Genomic DNA, 18,974 nt, shown 5'->3' on the forward strand with positions numbered 1-18,974 from the left:
CAAAACTTTTGCAAACAATTTATAAACTTTTGTAATCAGTCCTGTTTTTTATAAAATAATCGACCACAATGGATCTAATTTGGTAATATTTTGCCTTACATTGTGTTGATCCTCTCTGCTTTAAAAGTTGCTTTAAATGGCGATAAAAGCTTAAATGCGCTTTTAGGATGGCTGTGGTATGGCTGGGTTCCATCCCAAACAGAAATTTCATTCCGGCAATGCCATCTAAAATAAATCGTATAAACAGAACAAAAAATATATTTCCTTTGGCGTTTTTGGTCAATGCGAATAAACTGTTTCTAAAGTTCAGGTAGGTTTTTTTAGGATTGGCATTGCTTAGCGTTGCGCCCCCAACGTGGTAAATGGTGGAGCTTCCCACATATTTAATGGAGTATCCCATATTTTTTGCGCGCCAGCAAAGATCGATTTCTTCCATGTGGGCAAAAAATATTTCATCCAACCCGTTTAATTCCCTAAACACCTTGCTTCTAATAAACAGACAAGCACCCGAAGCCCAAAAAATTTCGCAGGTATCGTTGTACTGTCCTAAATCTTTTTCAATGGTGTTAAAAATGCGCCCTCTGCAATACGGGTAACAGTATTTATCTATAAATCCGCCGGCGGCACCTGCGTATTCAAAGTGATCTTTTTTGTTGAAATCCAATAATTTTGGTTGAACAATGGCGGTATTGGATTCACTCGCAAAAGTTTCAATAACAGGAACGAGCCAGTTTGGGGTTACCTCCACATCATTATTAAGCAAACAAAAAACGTCCGCTTCAATAAGTTTCAACGCATCGTTGTACCCTTTGGCATATCCACCATTTTCGGCATTCCGGATTATTTTAACCGAAGGATACGTTTCTTTGATGAAATTGATTGAATCATCGGTGGAGGCATTATCAGCCACATAAACGGTTGCTTCTTTAGAATGCTCCACGACGGAAGATAAAAACTGCTCCAATAGTTTTTTCCCGTTCCAATTTAATATAACGATAGCTGTTTTAAGGTTCAAATTTTGAAGTTTATGAGATTTTGAGTTTATATGTTTATAAGTTTATCACTGTTTAACGGAAAACCGCAACTGCGACTGTTCACTGCGACTGCTGACCAAAATTAGGAATGTCTTCTAAAAAATCATAACGTTCATTTTCAAAATCCATTTGGCAATAATAATGATTTATTCCGTTGGTAACCATCAAAAATGTAGCTTGCAATGCTATATTGTAACGCGCAACTTGGTCAAAAGTATCTTGGTTTATAGTTATTTTCGGCGCTTTGCATTCCACTATTAAATGAATGCTGCCATCGGGATTAAAGATGACTATATCGTAACGTTTTTTTAATTCATTGATAACCAGTTCCTTTTCAACATTAATTAAGGACTTCGGATATTTTTTATCAATCATTAAATACTGTACACAATGTTGCCGTACCCATTCTTCGGGTAGCAGAACCACAAACTTTTTACGGATTTCATCGAAAATAGAAATTTTATTTTCGCTATTTTTGAATCGAAATGGAAACTTTGGGAAATTAAGCGCTTGCACTATGCTGAGATTATTTTTTCAAAGTTAAGATTCAAAAATTGAAACCCACCATATTCAAATATCAAATACCAATTATTTTTTAAGATTGGGATTTGGTGCTTGTTTTTTTTGAAAATTTATAGAATTTGGACGAAGTAAAACAATTAGTTACCGATATAAAAAGCGGAAATTTAAAACCCATCTATTTTTTGATGGGTGAGGAACCCTATTATATTGATAGAATTTCAGATTTTATTGAAGACACTATTTTAAGTGAAGAGGAGCGTGGTTTTAACCAAATGGTGCTTTATGGGCGCGATGTTACCATTGAAGAGGTGGTAAGCAATGCGAAACGCTACCCAATGATGGCGGAGCATCAAGTGATTATTGTTAAGGAAGCCCAAGATTTATCGCGTACCATTGAAAAGCTGGTCGATTATGCAAAACAACCGCAACCTTCAACCATTTTGGTTTTCAACTACAAATATAAAACCATTGACAAACGGAAAGCCCTTTACAAAACACTGCAAAAAAGTGGTGTTGTTTATGAAAGTAAAAAATTATATGAAAATCAAGTAGCTGACTGGATTAGACGGATGTTATCTTCTAAAAACTATACCATTGCGCCTAAAGCGGCCCAAATGCTGGTGGAGTTTTTAGGCACGGATCTAAGTAAAATAAGTAATGAATTGGATAAACTGCAAATCATTCTGCCAAAAGGAACCCAGATTTCGCCAGAGCATATTGAGGAAAATATAGGGATCAGTAAGGATTTCAATAATTTTGAACTGCGCCATGCCATTGGCGAAAAAAATGCGCTTAAAGCCTTTAGGATTGTTAATTATTTTGCTGAAAACCCAAAGGACAACCCCATGGTGGTCACCGTATCTTTATTGTTCAGTTTTTTTTCGCAATTGCTTCATTTTCATGGTTTGAATGACAAATCGCCGCGCAACGTAGCATCGGCATTACGAGTAAATCCGTATTTTGTGAACGATTATGTTACGGCTGCTAGAAATTATCCCATGCGAAAAGTTAGTGAGGTGGTATCCATTCTTCGGGAGTTTGATGTTAAAAGCAAAGGGGTGGGCTCCAATGCTGTACCACAAGGCGATTTGTTAAAAGAGTTAATGGTAAAAATATTATCTTAACGTGAATAATGGATAAGAAAATTAAGATTGAATTTTTCTTTTTCCCCTCCCTAAAGGGTGGAAAAATTCCTGAAATGTAGAAAATGTATCACTTTTTAGGGTTGGGGAAGGGACATTTTTGGCTCAATAGGGTTATCCATTATTCACGTTATCTTAACATATATCCAAGCTTTAACTATTCCATTTTTACCACAATAAACTGTGTACGTCTGTTTAATTGGTGCTGTGCTTCTGTACAGTTTACGGTACCATCGCAGTGGTTGGTTAAATTTTGTTCGCCATAGCCCTTATAATCCTTAATTTTGGAAGGGTTTACACCCTTGCTCAATAAATATTTATAGGTTGATCTAGCTCTGTTCAAAGACAATTTATCATTGTAAGCCGATGTTCCTCTGGAATCGGTATAGGACTGAATCTCAATGACCATTTTCGGGTGAACGTTCATCATTAGGTGTGCTATTTGGTCCAATTCGTCGGTGCTATCTTGTCTAATGCTCGCTTTGTTGAAATCAAAATAAATAGGGGATAGCTCGGTAATGGCAACGGTTGTTTCCTTACCAGTAGGTGCTAAAGCAAAATTTGTGCTGATAATGGTAATATTATTATCAATATTTTTAGAAGTTACACGCTTAAAATCGTCTATATAACCTTCTTTTTTGATGTTGACCAAATAATCGGAGTTTCTGTCGATATTAATTTGATATCGTCCATTTTTATCGGTTGCTATTTCCGCCATTTTTTCGCCGTCATGATGCCATAAGGTAACTGTGGCATTTTGTATGGGTTGGTTGGTTTCCATATTGGTGACCATACCGTCAATTGCTAACACGGGCATTCTATCAAACGCATAAATATCATCGCTTCCAATCCCACCATTTCTATTGGATGCCAAATAGCCAGAAAAGCCATCGTCATTCATGAAAAACGAAAAATCGTCTTTGCTGGAGTTTATGGGAATCCCTAAATTGATGATGCTTACAATGTTTTTGTCCGAATCCCTAACACTTCCAAATATATCAAGCATCCCTATACCCGGATGTCCATCTGATGAAAAGAAGAGGGCATCTTCACTGTTCACAAAAGGAAAACTTTCATTTTTATCGGTATTCACAATAGCTCCTAAATTTTGAGGGGTGCCAAAAGTACCGTTAGGATGGATGTCCACATAGTAAATATCGGAACAACCAAATCCACCTGGCATATCGGAAGTAAAATACAGTTTGGTTTCGTTGTTGTTTAAGGCAGGGTGGGCTATGGAATATGCGGTATCGTTAAACGATGGTTTTTCAATATGTGTCCACTTATTGCCAATTAAACTGGCTTTGTAAATTTTTAAAGTCGTGGTGCCTTCTTCATTTTTACCCAAAATATCTTTATCAAAGTCATTTCTGGAAAAATACATGGTTTTTCCATCTTTAGTGATGGTTAACGGCCCATCGTGGTAAACGGAGTTCACATCGCCTTTTACTTTATATTTGAAATCAACATTGGTATTATTGCTGGATTTATCTTTTACGTACACATCCAGATAAGGTTCTTGGTTCCAGCCATCAATGTGTTTTATAGCAACACCTTCATCTCTTGAAGAAGTAAAATAGATTTTTCCATCATGTTCAAAAGCACCAAAATCACTGAATTTTGAATTAAAATCGACGTTTTTTAAAAAGTACTGTGGTTTTGCGCCGTATATGGCACTTATAAAATCGGCATCCTTTAAATAGAGGTTTGCATTTAAATCGCCACCGTTTTCTTTAAACTTTTTCATCCAGACACGAGAACCTTCATAATCTTTTATACCGCGAAGCGCTTGTGCGTATTTATAATAATACTCTATGGGGATATTTTTTTGCGCCACGGCTTTTTTATAATACTTGGCAGCACTTTCCGGATCTCGCATATAGGCATAACTATCTGCCAATTTTCGGGTGGCATATTCGGCGTTGTCATTATTGGAAATAAGCTCTTGGTAAGTAGCGGCAGCGGCAACAAACGAAAATTTATTGAACAGGTTATCCGCTTTTTTTTGCAAATGGGATTGTGCAAAGATCATATTGCTGAATGCTAAAATAAAACTTATTGATATGTGGTTTTTCAATCTCATGGCTTTGGTCATTTCACTTTAGCTTCTAAAATTTTTGACACGAATTTCACGAATTCTCACGAATCTATTCATTATTTGAAAATATATCTGCAATAACATGGTTATGAATTCCACGAATTTAACAGACTCTCAGTTTCTAAAAATTTATAGTCTTTATGATTATTTAAACGTTCTGACCAACGAATGAATAACTTATCAACCCAATAACTGTTCGTAATCCCATCACTTTTCAATCCCAATAGTTATACTATAATTTTAAATATCTATTCCATTTTTACAACAATAAATTCAGTACGTCGGTTTAATTGGTGTTTTTCTTCTTCGCAATCAACACCATCTGCACAATCATTGATCAATCTACGTTCACCATACCCTTTATGCTCTGTAATTCTAGAAGGATCCAATCCTTTGGAAATTAAATATTCGTAAGTTGAATTAGCTCTATTTGTGGATAATTTATCGTTATAGTCGAGAGTTCCTCTAGAATCGGTATGTGCTTCAATACGAATAACCATATCAGGATAATCAACTGTCATTAGTTTAACAATTTTATCCAATTCCAAAGCATATTCCTTACGGATCGTGTACTTTTCAAAATCAAAATAAATAGGGTTTAACTTAGCATTTTTTACTAATGTAGAATCGTTTGTTTCGTATTCAAAATGAATCGAGTTTAAATCGGCTAGTTTAATGATATCCTGAACAGGATTCAACAATAAATTGGCGGTAATGGTTACAAGTTCGGTCTGTAGATTTTTGGAAGTAAACTTTCTATAATCATCTATATATTTTTTCTGGCTGGCAACAATTTTATAATCCTTGTTGCGGTCAATATTTATTTGATAGAACCCGTTTTCATCGGTAACCATATATGCAATTTGGTTGTCTTGATCGTCAAACAAGGTTATTACAGAATTTGCAATCGGTTTTGTGTTAATGGCATCGGTAACAACCCCTTCAACTTGCATGATGGGCTCTCTGTGATACGCGTAAATATCATCACTACCACGTCCTCCAACTCTATTGGAAGCAAAATAACCAGTGATACCGTTATCGTTCATGGTAAATGAAAAATCATCATAATTGGAATTAACGGGCACACCTAAGTTGATAACATCAACATACTCATCATCACCTTCGCCTATTATGGTGCCAAAAATATCCAATAAGCCCAAACCAACGTGTCCATCAGATGAAAAGAACAAAACGCCTTCATTGTTTATAAAAGGGAACCCTTCGGCATTTTCGGTATTTACTATGTTCCCAATGTTTTTTGGTGTACCTAGAATACCATTCGGACTGATATTGACCACATAAATATCGGAGCCACCGAAGCCACCGGGTCTGTCCGACGAAAAATATAGTTTGGTGCCATCAGCATTTAATGCAGGATGTTGGGTGGAATAATCATCACTATTAATGGATAAATCCTCAACATCCGTCCATGTGTTATCGCGAAAGGTAGCACGATATATTTTCATGTTTGTTAAGCCTTTGCTATCTTTTTTTTCAATGTTATCCTTAAAATTATTTCTCGAAAAGTACATGAACTTTCCATCTTTGGTAATGGTTACAGGCCCATCATGGTAAATGGAATTTACATCGCCTTCTAATTTTGCGGAGTAATCCACATTTCTTTTACTGCCCACATCAGTTACATAGACGTCTAAAAAAGGTTGCTCGTTCCACCCATACAAGCGCTTTACGGCAACGCCTTCATCTCTTGAAGAAGCGAAGTATATTTTTCCTTTATGCTCAAAAGCTCCAAAGTCGCTAAACTTCGAGTTGAACCGTACTTTATCTAAAAAATATTGTTGTTTTGCGTTGAAAACACTGGTTATAAAATTGACGTTTTTTGAAAAATCATTGGCATTTACAACACCACCTGAATCTTTAAAACGTTCTAACCAAATTTGAGATTCTTTGTAGTCTTTAATACCGCGCAACGCTTGTGCATACCGATAATAATATTCCACGGGCGCATTTTTTTGTGCCACCACTTTTTTGTAATATCTGGAAGCATTTCTAGGGTCTCTTAAAAGTGCATAACAATCGGCCAATTTTCTGGTGGCATAATCGGTATTGTATCTATTTTCAATAAGATCTCTGTAAACCTCGGCCGCTTTTACAAAAGAAAATTTATTGAACAATGTGTCCGCTCTCTTTTGTTTTCCTTGTTGGGAAAAACCAGAGAACCCCATCATTAATGCGATACAAACTATGGCGTAATTTTTAATTTTCATCTGTTTTATTTGTTGCTTTTTAAAAGAAAAGTGCCATTTTAAAATTAAATAACAGACTTTCTTTTTCATTAAACAATTCTAGAAATATCTAGGTGATTTTAATTTGGAACTTAAGAATTTAAACTCATACATGAGCAATATTTCGTGCGTTCCGGTGCTATATCTTGCAATTTCAGAGATCGATTTTTCATAAGCATAACCAATCCGTAATTGTCTGGACACTTGAAAATCTGCAATACCACCAATGGCAGCCGTTTTTTGGTTTATTCGATATGAACCACCTAACCAAAGCTTTTCGTTGAATAAAAAGTTGGCAGTAAGATCGTAAGAAACAGGTGCACCGTTGGTAGCTTTCACTAAAAAAGCCGGCTTAAACTTGAAATCCTTGTTAATATCTAAAACATAACCACCTGTAAAATAGTAACTTAGCCTGTCCAAAGCTTTAAAACCTTGCTCTTTGTTTTTATCGGTGTTCAAAACCCTTGGGGTTGATAGCCCAAAATATATTTTATTGGTGCTCCAATAAACGCCCAATCCAATATTTGGTGTCCATCGGTCTTCTATACCATATATAGAGGGATCCAGACTTTCATATTCCCTAAAATCGGCATCCAAGCTATATTGGGTAAAACCTCCTTTTATACCAAATGCCAGTTTTCCGTCGGTACCTGTTGGAATGGCATAAGAGAAATCGCCATAGAGGTAAGTAAAATTTTCAGGGCCTAAATCATCTTGAATGAAAGACAGTCCTAAACCAACTCTATCATTTCTAAGTGGTGTGTGTATAGAAAGCGTTTGTGTAATGGGGCCACCTTTAAAACCTACCCACTGGCTTCTGTGCAACCCCACGATACTTAAAGCTTCCCTACTACCTGCATAGGCAGGATTGATGGAGATTGTATTGTACATGTACTGCGTAAATTGCGGTAATTGTTGCGCAACTCCAACCGTACAGGTTGCCAATGCCAGTGCTATTATATGATGTTTTATAAATTTCATAGGTTAAGTTTTAATTGGTTCCTAAGTAAACGGGCCCTGTAAAAGGTGGTAAACCCGTACTGCCTCCATTTTCATTTTTAAAATTGATGATGTAGTAATAGGTTCCATTTGGTACTTTTCCAGCGCCACCAATAGATGATTTGCTGCTAGTTCCATTCCAACTACCGGCTGGTGCCGATGCGCTTAAATCCGTTTTTTTAACTTGTGGATATTTTTTGGATTCGAATATTAAAGCACCCCATCTATTGAATATTTTAACTTCTGCCACAAAGCCACACAATTCAATTCCAGAAATATAAAAACTATCGTTGATTAAATCGCCATTAGGCGTTACGGCTCTTGAAATTACAATATCGTTTTCACCACAAGGCAATACCACACAATCCGCATTGATGTTCATGGTAACCTCGGTTATACTGATACACCCCTCATTGGTTGTGGTGTATTTGAACTTATAATCGATTCCTCCATCTTTCGGAAGGAAATCTGCACTAAGCTCCAGCAGTGTAGGGTTGAAAATGTTTCCTGTAAGTGTGGCAACAGGATTACCTTCCAATAACTCCCAGGTGCCGTTGGTGTTTAGTGTATCAGGTAACAAGGCATTCATATTGATGATGCCGTCATCGTAACATCTGTCAGGCGCCACTATTTGGTTCACTATTTCATCCAGCGATACATTTAATGTTTGTTTATACACAGCTTCATTATTGCATTCATCCCTTACCGTCCACGCTCTTTCTATAACATAGTCTTCATAAACGTTATCTTTAAAAGTGCTCGTTTCATTAAACACTGCACTAATGTTAGCTGAACAGTTGTCTGTGAATTTTAAGGCCGGTGCTTCTGGAATATCAGTACAGCTTACATTTAAAACGGCCTCAAATGTAGCATCTGGAACAGGTGCCTTGGTATCCTGAACCGTTATAAGTTGTGTATGGGTAGATATTAAGCCACACTCATCGGTCGCTGTCCACGTTCTTGCAATTATATAATTATTAGGGCAATCTCCATTTGTTCTCACATCCATGACGGTAACTTTCGCAGATCCACAATTATCGGTTGCAGTTAATGTTACAGCATTTGGAACCGCATCGCATTCCACTGTGGTATCTCTAGGTAGTGCTTCTACAAATACAGGTGCTTTAGTATCACGGACTACGATTATTTGCGTGTATTTTGTTTCGTTACCACAGGCATCTTTTGCTGTCCATGTACGAGCCAACGTATAATTGTTTTTACAACTACCATTGGTTCTCACATCGCTTACTGAAACCGTAGCCGTGCCACAAATATCCGTAGCTGTTAGCGTTACAGGAATTGGAACTGTATCACATTCCACCACTAAATTGGTAGGAGGAAGTGGTTGAACAAAAACTGGAGGGGTGGTGTCTTGAACGGTTATGGTTTGTATATATGTTCTGGTTAAACCGCATAAATCGGTAGCAGTCCATGTACGATATATTATATAATTATTAGGGCACTTTCCATTTTCCCTCACATCTGCAACGGTCACTGTCGCCGTTCCACAATTATCTGTAGCTGTCAAGGTTTGTGCTTCAGGAATGGCGTTACATTCCACGGTGATGTCCTGCGGAAGCACGGTTTCAACAAAATCAGGAGCAGTGGTATCAGACGTTGAAATAATTTGGTATGCAGTTGTAACATTGCCACAAGAGTCGGTAGCAGTCCAAGTACGCGTGATGGTATATGTGCTAGGGCAATCACCATCCGTTCTTTTATCTGAAAAGGCAATGATGGGAGATGGATCGCAATTATCGGTTGCTGTAGCAAAACCAAATGCTATCGGTGTTAGATCATCACTACATTGTGCACTTACATTAGCTGGTAATATAAGCACGGGTGCGGTAGAATCTTTAACCGTAATAGTTTGAGATACGGTACTTATATTATTGCATTCATCTGTAAAGGTCCATGTTCTTATTATTGTGATATTACACAGGTCAGAATCATTGGTTACATCAGTTCCAGTTGAAGTTATCGCGCCACCACAAATATCGATAGCGGTCAAATATCCTGCTGCAGGAACATCTGCAATACATTGGTAAGTAATATTTTCTGGTGCACTGGGAGCAGAAGGCGGTGTGGTATCAACAATAGTAAACGTCGCAGTGGATGAAGCGGTGTTTCCACAAGCATCACTAGCTGTAAAAATTACGGTTGCCGAACCTGTTAAGCCACAATCATCACTCAAAACAGTGAAATTATTTGACCAAGTGACGTTACTACATGAATCAGTAGCAGTGGCGCCACCATTAGAGGTTAACCAGGTGTTTAAATCCCCAATGTTTCCAGCACCATCACATTCAACCGTTAAATCTTCAGCTTGCTTTGTAATGATGGGAGCGTCTGAATCTTTGATAAGATAAGTTGCTGTTATTCCACTTTTATTTCCAACGGCATCCGTAGCAGTAAAGGTAACAGTGATAGCACCGTCATCACATTTTACAGAGTTATCAGAACCATAATCATTGGTCCATGTTGCAGCGCTACAGTTGTCTGTTGCAGTTGCACCGGCATTGCTTTCCAACCAAGTTGTTAATATTGTTTGCGTATCACCAACACCACATTCAATTTCTATATTAGGAATAATGTTGGTATTGTCTATTACAGGAGCTGTTACATCCTTCACAATCACGGTCTGTGGGACAATAATACTGTTCCCGTTCCCATCATCAAACGTCCAGTTGATGGTATAAGTGCCTTGTGCGTTGTATGTTAATGGATTGGTGGTAGTTCCTGTAATCGTACCAGCACAATCATCCGTTGTGCTTGGTGCTATTGCCGTAACGGAGCATTCTCCAGTTAGAGTTGTTAGTGTAGGAGCAACAGGATCCGTAACATCGTCCACAATCACGGTCTGTGGGACAATGATACTGTTCCCGTTACCGTCATCAAAAGTCCAATTTATTGTATAAGTGCCTTGTGCGTTGTATGTTAATGGATTGGTGGTAGTGCCTGTAATGGTTCCAGCACAATCATCGGTTGTGCTTGGTGCTGTTACTGTAACGGAGCATTCGCCAGTTAGAGTTGTTAGTGTAGGAGCAACAGGATTCGTAACATCGTCCACAATCACGGTCTGTGGGACAATGATACTGTTCCCGTTACCGTCATCAAAAGTCCAATTTATTGTATAAGTGCCTTGTGCGTTGTATGTTAATGGATTGGTGGTAGTGCCTGTAATGGTTCCAGCACAATCATCGGTTGTGCTTGGTGCTATTGCCGTAACGGAGCATTCTCCAGTTAGAGTTGTTAGTGTAGGAGCAACAGGATTCGTAACATCGTCCACAATCACGGTCTGTGGGACAATAATACTGTTTCCGTTCCCATCATCAAACGTCCAGTTGATGGTATAAGTGCCTTGTGCGTTGTATGTTAATGGATTGGTGGTAGTGCCTGTAATGGTACCAGCACAATTATCGGTTGTGGTTGGTGCTGTTACTGTAACGGAGCATTCGCCAGTTAGAGTTGTTAGTGTAGGAGCAACAGGATCCGTAACATCGTCCACAATCACGGTCTGTGGGACAATAATACTGTTCCCGTTCCCATCATCAAAAGTCCAGTTGATGGTATAAGTGCCTTGTGCGTTGTATGTTAATGGATTGGTGGTAGTGCCTGTAATGGTACCAGCACAATTATCGGTTGTGATTGGTGGTGCTGTTACTGTAACGGAGCATTCGCCAGTTAGAGTTGTTAGTGTAGGAGCAACAGGATCCGTAACATCGTCCACAATCACGGTCTGTGGGACAATAATACTGTTCCCGTTCCCATCATCAAAAGTCCAATTTATTGTATAAGTGCCTTGTGCGTTGTATGTTAATGGATCTGTAGTAGTCCCTGTAATGGTGCCTCCACAAGCTCCTGTAGTCGTTGGAACAGGTGCCGTAGCAGAACATTCTCCTATAACGTCTGCCAAGGTAGGAACCACTGGGTTCCCTGAATTAGTAACGGTAATAGTTTGTGTTACGTCAATAAAGTTATTACAGTCATCGGTCACACGGTAGGTTCTGATTATTGTTTCAGGATTACTATTGCCGTCAGAAACATCAGAAATAAAAGTAACAACAGGTGTTCCTGAATTATCGGCTTCATCTATTACCACTTCAACATCAGGAACAGGAATGTTGGCAGGACATTGAACAGTTATAGGGTTAGGATTACTCGCCGTTGGGGGAGCATCAACATAATCTATATAATCTATGCCAACGGTAATAGGATCTGTAATAGGTTCGCCAATACATGGAGCGGCGTTTTCATACCCGGAAATAAATGGGATGTCGGTAAATTCTTGTCCGGAAACTGCCCCCTTGCCACTAAAAAAACCAGACAATTTAATATCCTTTTGAACGGGGCCAGCATTTAATATGGAGCAGCTAGTAGTAACTGTTAAGGTAAAACTAATGCTTGCCAGTAAGGTATTTGGATTACTTGGCAGTGGAAGTGTTCCCAAATCCCAAGTAACAAATCCAAATGGGTATGTAGCATTAGGTGGGTTTATTATAGGAGCTCCTGCAGTAACAGAAGGATCTAAAAAGGTATTAATATTCAAAGTACTACCAGCGTTTAAATATTCAGGAAGCGGAATAGTAACGATCATATTATTAATATCTTCGGTCCCTTGGTTTCTTATTTCCAATTTAAAATTATCAGATTCACCTGGTTTTAAAGGGGTGCCACCACCAGAAGCTGTTGTTAAAACCCCAACAGGTTCAGGAATATAGGCATCTACTGAAAAGGTTACGTTAAAAATAATATAGGTGTCTACTTCTGAACCGTATCGAAATGATGTTGAGGTTTGATTGTTAGTTATAAACTTGTTATCATCAAGAGGATCAGCATTAGTATTGCCATTATCAACATCAAACATCACAATATCCAAACCAGTATTATTTATATAGTCAGGATTTTTTGCATTCCCGCCAGTGAGAATAGAAGAATTAAAAAAGTTGGTTGGTATGTTATTGCTGTGGCTTAAAGATTCATAAACTCCGGTATCTTGTCTTAACATTTGAAAATAATCTCCACTAAATCCAATATCTCCTTCACCAGCCATAAGGCCTAGTTTAAGATTAACATCTCCATTTTGTACAGCATTAAATCCTGTTACATCAAATGTATAATTTACAACTGTAGCATTTGTTACAAAGGCATGACCATCAAATACGGTTATATCCCTATATTTCATTTTGGAGTTTTCATAAACAATTACCATGCCCCAACCACCATAAAAACCAGTGGCATCAACATTTCCTTCTCTTAAAGCGATATCGGCAACAAAATATTCTCCAATGCCATTAGTTTGTACATAATCAGTGATTTCTGCATAAGCTGAATACATATTTAATTCGCTTCCAGAAGGGTAATATATGTTATTTGTATTAGCAGTAATTTCAGTATAGACTCCTGAGGCAGGCCCTTTAATTGAAACTTTACGTTTATCAAAGTTTTTTGTTACACTTGACTTAGTTATAGAAAAAGTGTTTGGATTATTATCTCCATCTGCATTATCATCAGCATTAACTGATTCCCTGCCAGTCCAATATAACCCTGCATAAATTACTTTTGAACAAGCGGGTATGGCACCATTTTCTGTTGAAAATCCCAATGTTGCTGATGATGAGTTCCATGTATTTACATCGCCATCAATATCAACATATTCCATGTCATTGTTATTAGCGGCATTAGTAGGATATGTAAACCCCGATAATTGAAGATTGGTATTGCCAATCATTGTAAAATCCCCTTTAATGGAATAATTAGTTTGCGTAGGTGTATTGATGGATGTTCTTGGAGTAAACGGAACAATTACCTGACTATAACCAGTATAAATGGCACTTATAAGCAAAACAGCAAAAAACAACCATTTAGATGATGTTGGAATGGCGAAAGTTTTTTTAAAGTATAGTTTTTTCATTTCTTAATCTTTTAAATGGATCTTATGCTTTGGTGCTTACGATGGGTTTTCTACTCTATAAAAAATTCTAATATCAGAATCATGGATTACAAAATCATTAATCTGTTGTTCCGTACTTTTAAAATAACTCTTTATAAAAATGTATTTTAAATTTTTAAAACTTGAAGCATTGGTTCTCAAATCCAATTTATTGTTTAAATCGTTTATTGTTTTCAAGTTAACGGATATCAACTCGACAGTTTCATAATCTGGGTTGTTTTGATTTAATAAACTAAAAGAGTTCGTGTCGTAAAAAGTTAATTTTAAAAGAGATGATTCGTTCTGAATATTCTTTTTAATAGCATTGTTGGTTATGTAATACGTGGAGTGGAGATTAAAAGCTAAGTCATAAAAGTCGCTTCTATCGTTTTGATTACTACCTAATTCAAAAATACCATGCTCTTGGGCTATGGCTGTGTTGAAAGAAATCAATGGCATTAAAATAGTAAATAAAAAAGTGTAAAATGATACAGTCGATTTATTTTTCATGGCCTAATATGTTTGTTTCTTTAATTTTTAAATACTATTTAGAACACAAAAAGGTGCTTTATTGGTATTTTATGCAAATCTTAAAATTATAAATAAAACTAATAATGATGTTTTTGAGGGGAAAAACAGCGAGGGAAATACATTGAAAATCAATGTGGAATTTATTCGTGAAATTTAGATTTGGGGTCATTTTTTCAATTTATAGGTATATCAAAATAACGTATATGATTATGGGTGGTCAAAATTAAATGTCAAACCACTTATAAATTCGATTAAACGGATGTTTAGAGCATTTAATCGGGCATATCCTTCACTTAAACGACCCTTTATTATTTACTTAGCATTTTTCACAAGGTATGTATGTTTTTAATCTCAAACATGGCATCTCTAAGACAGTAAAAATAAGTAATCAACAATTGATTATGTAATAAAAAAACCCATTCAAGTGATTATTAATCAATGGTTTATGGCGAATAGGTTTATAAAATACAGTAAAATGTATTAGGGCATATTTAAAATGATGAACTGGGTCCTTCTATTTAATTGATGTTCTTCTTCCGTACATTTTTTTGAGTCATCGCACCCGTTTATCAATTTGGTTTCACCGTAACCGGTTGCGCTTTCAATTCTATTGGAATCTATTCCTCGTGAAACAATGTAATCTCTGGAAGATTTGGCTCTTTGTTCGGATAATTTCATGTTGTATTTTTCACTGCCCCTGCTATCGGTATGGGACTCAATTTTTATTGACATATTTGGATGGATCCTTAAAACATCAATGACTTTTTCCAATTCGTATTCGGCATCCGTTCGTATATTCGACTTGTCAAAATCAAAGTAAATAGGGTTTACGGCTATTTGGTTCCCTTTTATAAGTGGGTCGAGCATTAAATCTACCGTAGAAATGGTGCCATCTGTATCGTTTAATGCCAAATCTTTGCTATCATCCAAATAGTTAGGTTTGCTTCCCAAAACGGTTACTTGGTGATTACAATTGGTGCTGAATTCATAGGCGCCATTTTCATCCGTAAAAACTTCCTTGATCAGTTTTCCGTTTTTATCAAGAAGCTTGACTGAAACACCGTTTAATAAGTCATTGGTAACTTTATCCCTTGCGGTACCTCTAATTATTTGGGCACATTCGCGTGGGTAAAATGTATAAATGTCATCATTTCCTTTGCCTTCAGGCCTATTGGAAGAAAAATAACCGCGTTTGCTTTTGTTGGATGGATCTATAAAAAATGCAAAATCGTCGTAACCGCTATTATACGGAGCTCCCAAATTTTCAGCTTCTGCCGTTGGGTCTTTTAAGATGTTGGATTTAAAAATATCCAATAATCCCAAATTCAAATGACCATCAGAGGAAAAATAAAAAATACTGTCTTTACCAATAAACGGGAACATTTCACGTCCTTGGGTATTTATTTTATCCCCTAAGTTTTTAGGTTTACTGAATTTATCGTTTTCAAGAATATCCACTTCATAAATATCTGTTTGCCCAAAACCACCGTCCATATCCGAAACGAAATATAATTTTTTGTTATCAGGACTCAAGGCTGGATGCCCAGTTGAAAATACTTCGTCATTAAAAGGTAATTCTTTGATGTTTTCCCAACTGCCATCAACTAAAGTGGCTTTGTAGATTTTTAAATGCGTAGTGCCTTTTTTATCATAATCCAATTTGCTGTTTCGTTTCATATTATCCCTGGTGAAATAAATGGTTTTTCCATCGTTTGTAATGGCAACAGAAGCTTCATGATAATCTGAATTGATTTTAGAAGATTTAATATAGCCAGGATTGCCGAATGTAAGTCCGCTATCGTTTTCCTCTACGGAAATTTGATATAAATCTAAAAACGGTTCTTTGTTCCAAGCATACACTTTAGAGCCATTGGAGCCTGTGGCAGAAGCAAAAAAGAGTTGATTGTTATGTATGTACGAACCAAAATCCGATTGTGGTGTGTTAAACGGTAAATTAACAACTTCAATAATGGATGTGTTGTCTATGGACAATAAATCGTTGTATTTTTCTACAAGATCAGCATCATATTCTCTTGTACTGACATTCTTACTTTGAATGGCCACCAACTTTTTCATCCAGGTGCTGGCTTCGGCATAATTGCCCACGCTTTTTAATGTTTGAATGTATTTGAAAAGATATTCGGGTGCTATCTTATCATATTTATTAACCGCTTTTGAATACCATATTACCGCGTTTTTCGAATCGGAATTATTATAATAACTGTCGCCTAATCTGGTTAGAACATGTTCGCTACTGTCGCCTTTTTTTACGGCTTCTGCGTATAGTTCGCTAGCCTTTACATACCCATAGTTATCAAAAAACTTATCAGCCAATTTTTTTTGAGCGACAAGAATGCTCGTAGAAAATGCCAATATCAGTATTAAAAAATTTGTTTTCATAGTAATGGGTTTTTAGAAGTATCGAGGCGATTTAATACGTTTACTCTTAAATATCTCATACATAAGGAGTATTTCATGTGTGCCACTGGTGTAGGCCCTTAACTCCGATATTGGATATTCGTAGGCATAACCGATCCGAAATTGTTTTGATACCTGGAAATCTGCAATGGCCCCAATGGCTGCGGTGGCTTCATCGAATCTATACGACCCACCAATCCAAAACACTTCATTAAATAGAAAATTGGCAGTAACATCAAAAGATAGGGGCGCACCATTGGTTGCCTTTAATAACACGGCTGGTTTAAATTTTGTGGATGTGCTTAAATCGAATACATAACCACCGGTTAAATAGTAACTTACACGCTCCAGAGCCACAAAATCAAGCACGCCGCTTTTACCTTTGTTATAATCATTGTTCAATATTCTTGGTGCCGAAAGCCCTAGATACCATTTATTGGTATGTAAATAGGCCCCTAAACCCACATTTGGACTCCATCTGTTGGAAATGTCGTCAAAAAAAGGATCGGATGAGACGTCTGTGTCATCAAAAATTTCTTGGTCTAAATTGTAATGTGTCATACCTCCTTTGATACCAAATGCAAGTTTTGTTTTTTCTCCCAATGGTAAGGTGTATGAAAAATCACCATACAAATATAAAAAATTTTCATATCCAAGTTGGTCATTTATAACCGATACTCCCACACCGACCCTGTCATTTCTTAGCGGTGAATGAATGGAAAGCGTTTGGGTAGTTGGACCACCATCAAGCCCTACCCACTGGCTTCTATGTAAACCAACGGCACTTAATGTTTCCCTACTTCCAGCATACGCAGGATTTATAGAGATGGTATTGTACATATATTGTGTAAATTGGGGCAATTGCTGAGCAATGGTTGTCCCAAAATTGAACACTATAATGATGACGATGTTAAACTTTAATAACTTCATAATAGGTTAAGTTTTATTTAGTTCCAACGTAGAATGCTTTAGAGAAGGGCTTCAATCCACTATTTTTTAAATTGATGATGTAAAAATAGGTCCCGTTTGGAACTTTATCGGCTTTTCCAACCGAAGCACTGGAGGCAAATCCGTTCCAATCATTTTTATAATTGAAGTTTTCATATATTTTTGCTCCCCATCGGTTAAAGATCTGTAGTTCTACAATAAAATTACAGAACTCTATTCCTTTTATAGTAAAGAATTCATTATGGGTATCGCCGTTAGGGGTTATTACTTTTGAAATAACCATACCTTTTCCATCATCACAAGGCAATACTATACATTCATTATGGATTTCAATAGTTACTTCCGTGGTATTTAAGCAACCATTTGCAGATGACGTATAACTGAACTTGTAATTACCTAAAGCTACTTTTTCAGGATTGAATATAGTATCGTCCAATACAGCCGTACCTTCCGTAATAATCCAAGTACCATTGGATGGATTGGTTGTTAGATAGTCGTTCAGATCAATGGTGCCATCATCAGTACATGCTCTATCGCTTACTTGGGTAACGGTATTTTTTAAAGTAACCGCAATGGTTTGGGTAAACACCGCTTCGTTATCGCATGCATCTTTTACCGTCCAAGTTCTAACTATTTCATAATCGGTTTTTGTTGTTTCATTATAAGAATTGGTTTCACTGAATTTTACATCCACAGTGGCAGAACAATTATCTGTAAACTGTAGTGATGGAGTTACTGGAATATTATCACAGTTTACACTCAATGAAGTTTGTAAGGCCGTTGCAAGCACTGGTGCTTTGGTGTCCTGCACGGTTATAATTTGTGTATGTATTGTGGTAATACCACTTCTGTTAGTTGCCGTCCAAGTACGCTCTAAAGAATAATTGTAAATGCAAGAACTCTCTTTTCTGACTTCATTAAAGGTCACTTCTACCGTTCCGCAATTGTCTGTTGCCGTTAATATTGCCACATTGGGTATATCATTACACTCAAATGTTCCATTTACTGGAAGAGTCTCTGCAAACACGGGCGGCATGTTGTCCGTTACCGTTACCGTTTGCTCACAGGTTGCCGTGTTGCCAGAGGCATCGGTCGCTGTCCAAG

General features: G+C 37.1%; 11 protein-coding genes. 1 reads left to right on the forward strand and 10 read right to left on the reverse strand.

Features of this window, described 5'->3' with window-relative positions:
- Nucleotides 1-19: 19 nt before the first annotated feature.
- Nucleotides 20-1,015: a glycosyltransferase family 2 protein gene (locus ACU1LP_RS14840; protein WP_445736666.1), complete on the reverse strand. Its 996-nt coding sequence runs from the start codon at nt 1,013-1,015 to the stop codon at nt 20-22.
- Between the two features lie 79 nt (nt 1,016-1,094).
- Nucleotides 1,095-1,550 carry a type I restriction enzyme HsdR N-terminal domain-containing protein gene (locus ACU1LP_RS14845; RefSeq protein WP_445736667.1) on the reverse strand — a complete coding sequence of 152 codons (456 nt, stop codon included), beginning with the start codon at nt 1,548-1,550 and terminating at the stop codon, nt 1,095-1,097.
- 125 nt (nt 1,551-1,675) lie between these two features.
- Between ACU1LP_RS14845 and holA the strand changes: the two genes are divergently transcribed.
- A complete protein-coding gene (gene holA, locus ACU1LP_RS14850) occupies nt 1,676-2,680 on the forward strand; it encodes a DNA polymerase III subunit delta (protein ID WP_445736668.1) in 1,005 nt (334 codons plus the stop codon).
- 175 nt (nt 2,681-2,855) lie between these two features.
- Here the strand turns inward: holA and ACU1LP_RS14855 are convergent, their stop codons facing one another.
- From ACU1LP_RS14855 to ACU1LP_RS14890, 8 genes are all read right to left on the reverse strand, one after another.
- Complete coding sequence (locus tag ACU1LP_RS14855) at nt 2,856-4,781, reverse strand: OmpA family protein (RefSeq protein WP_445736676.1); 1,926 nt, start codon at nt 4,779-4,781, stop codon at nt 2,856-2,858.
- 263 nt (nt 4,782-5,044) lie between these two features.
- Nucleotides 5,045-7,024, reverse strand: a complete 1,980-nt coding sequence (locus tag ACU1LP_RS14860) for an OmpA family protein (RefSeq protein ID WP_445736669.1) — start codon at nt 7,022-7,024, stop codon at nt 5,045-5,047.
- Nucleotides 7,025-7,102: 78 nt separating this feature from the next.
- The gene (locus ACU1LP_RS14865; protein ID WP_445736670.1) at nt 7,103-8,023 is read right to left on the reverse strand and encodes a PorP/SprF family type IX secretion system membrane protein; all 921 of its coding nucleotides are present in this window, start codon (nt 8,021-8,023) and stop codon (nt 7,103-7,105) included.
- A 10-nt stretch (nt 8,024-8,033) separates the two neighbouring features.
- Nucleotides 8,034-13,955 (reverse strand): HYR-like domain-containing protein, encoded by a 5,922-nt coding sequence (locus ACU1LP_RS14870; RefSeq protein WP_445736671.1) that lies wholly within the window; start codon nt 13,953-13,955, stop codon nt 8,034-8,036.
- A 36-nt stretch (nt 13,956-13,991) separates the two neighbouring features.
- On the reverse strand, nt 13,992-14,483 hold the full coding sequence (locus tag ACU1LP_RS14875) for a hypothetical protein (RefSeq protein WP_445736672.1): 492 nt from the start codon (nt 14,481-14,483) through the stop codon (nt 13,992-13,994).
- Nucleotides 14,484-14,984: 501 nt separating this feature from the next.
- Nucleotides 14,985-16,904, reverse strand: coding sequence for an OmpA family protein (locus ACU1LP_RS14880; protein WP_445736673.1), 1,920 nt, complete (start codon nt 16,902-16,904; stop codon nt 14,985-14,987).
- 12 nt (nt 16,905-16,916) lie between these two features.
- A complete protein-coding gene (locus tag ACU1LP_RS14885) occupies nt 16,917-17,852 on the reverse strand; it encodes a PorP/SprF family type IX secretion system membrane protein (protein WP_445736674.1) in 936 nt (311 codons plus the stop codon).
- A gap of 13 nt (nt 17,853-17,865) precedes the next feature.
- On the reverse strand, nt 17,866-18,974 hold a 1,109-nt coding region (locus ACU1LP_RS14890; RefSeq protein WP_445736675.1), incomplete at its 5' end, for a gliding motility-associated C-terminal domain-containing protein.

It is taken from the genome of Mariniflexile sp., assembly GCF_052728615.1.

Bases quoted from the DNA above. Each gene is read 5' to 3' on its own strand.
- ACU1LP_RS14855 (WP_445736676.1), bottom strand. From the start codon at position 4,781: ATGAGATTGAAAAACCACATATCAATAAGTTTTATTTTAGCATTCAGC.
- ACU1LP_RS14860 (WP_445736669.1), bottom strand. From the start codon at position 7,024: ATGAAAATTAAAAATTACGCCATAGTTTGTATCGCATTAATGATGGGG.
- ACU1LP_RS14865 (WP_445736670.1), bottom strand. From the start codon at position 8,023: ATGAAATTTATAAAACATCATATAATAGCACTGGCATTGGCAACCTGT.
- ACU1LP_RS14870 (WP_445736671.1), bottom strand. From the start codon at position 13,955: ATGAAAAAACTATACTTTAAAAAAACTTTCGCCATTCCAACATCATCT.
- ACU1LP_RS14875 (WP_445736672.1), bottom strand. From the start codon at position 14,483: ATGAAAAATAAATCGACTGTATCATTTTACACTTTTTTATTTACTATT.
- ACU1LP_RS14880 (WP_445736673.1), bottom strand. From the start codon at position 16,904: ATGAAAACAAATTTTTTAATACTGATATTGGCATTTTCTACGAGCATT.
- ACU1LP_RS14885 (WP_445736674.1), bottom strand. From the start codon at position 17,852: ATGAAGTTATTAAAGTTTAACATCGTCATCATTATAGTGTTCAATTTT.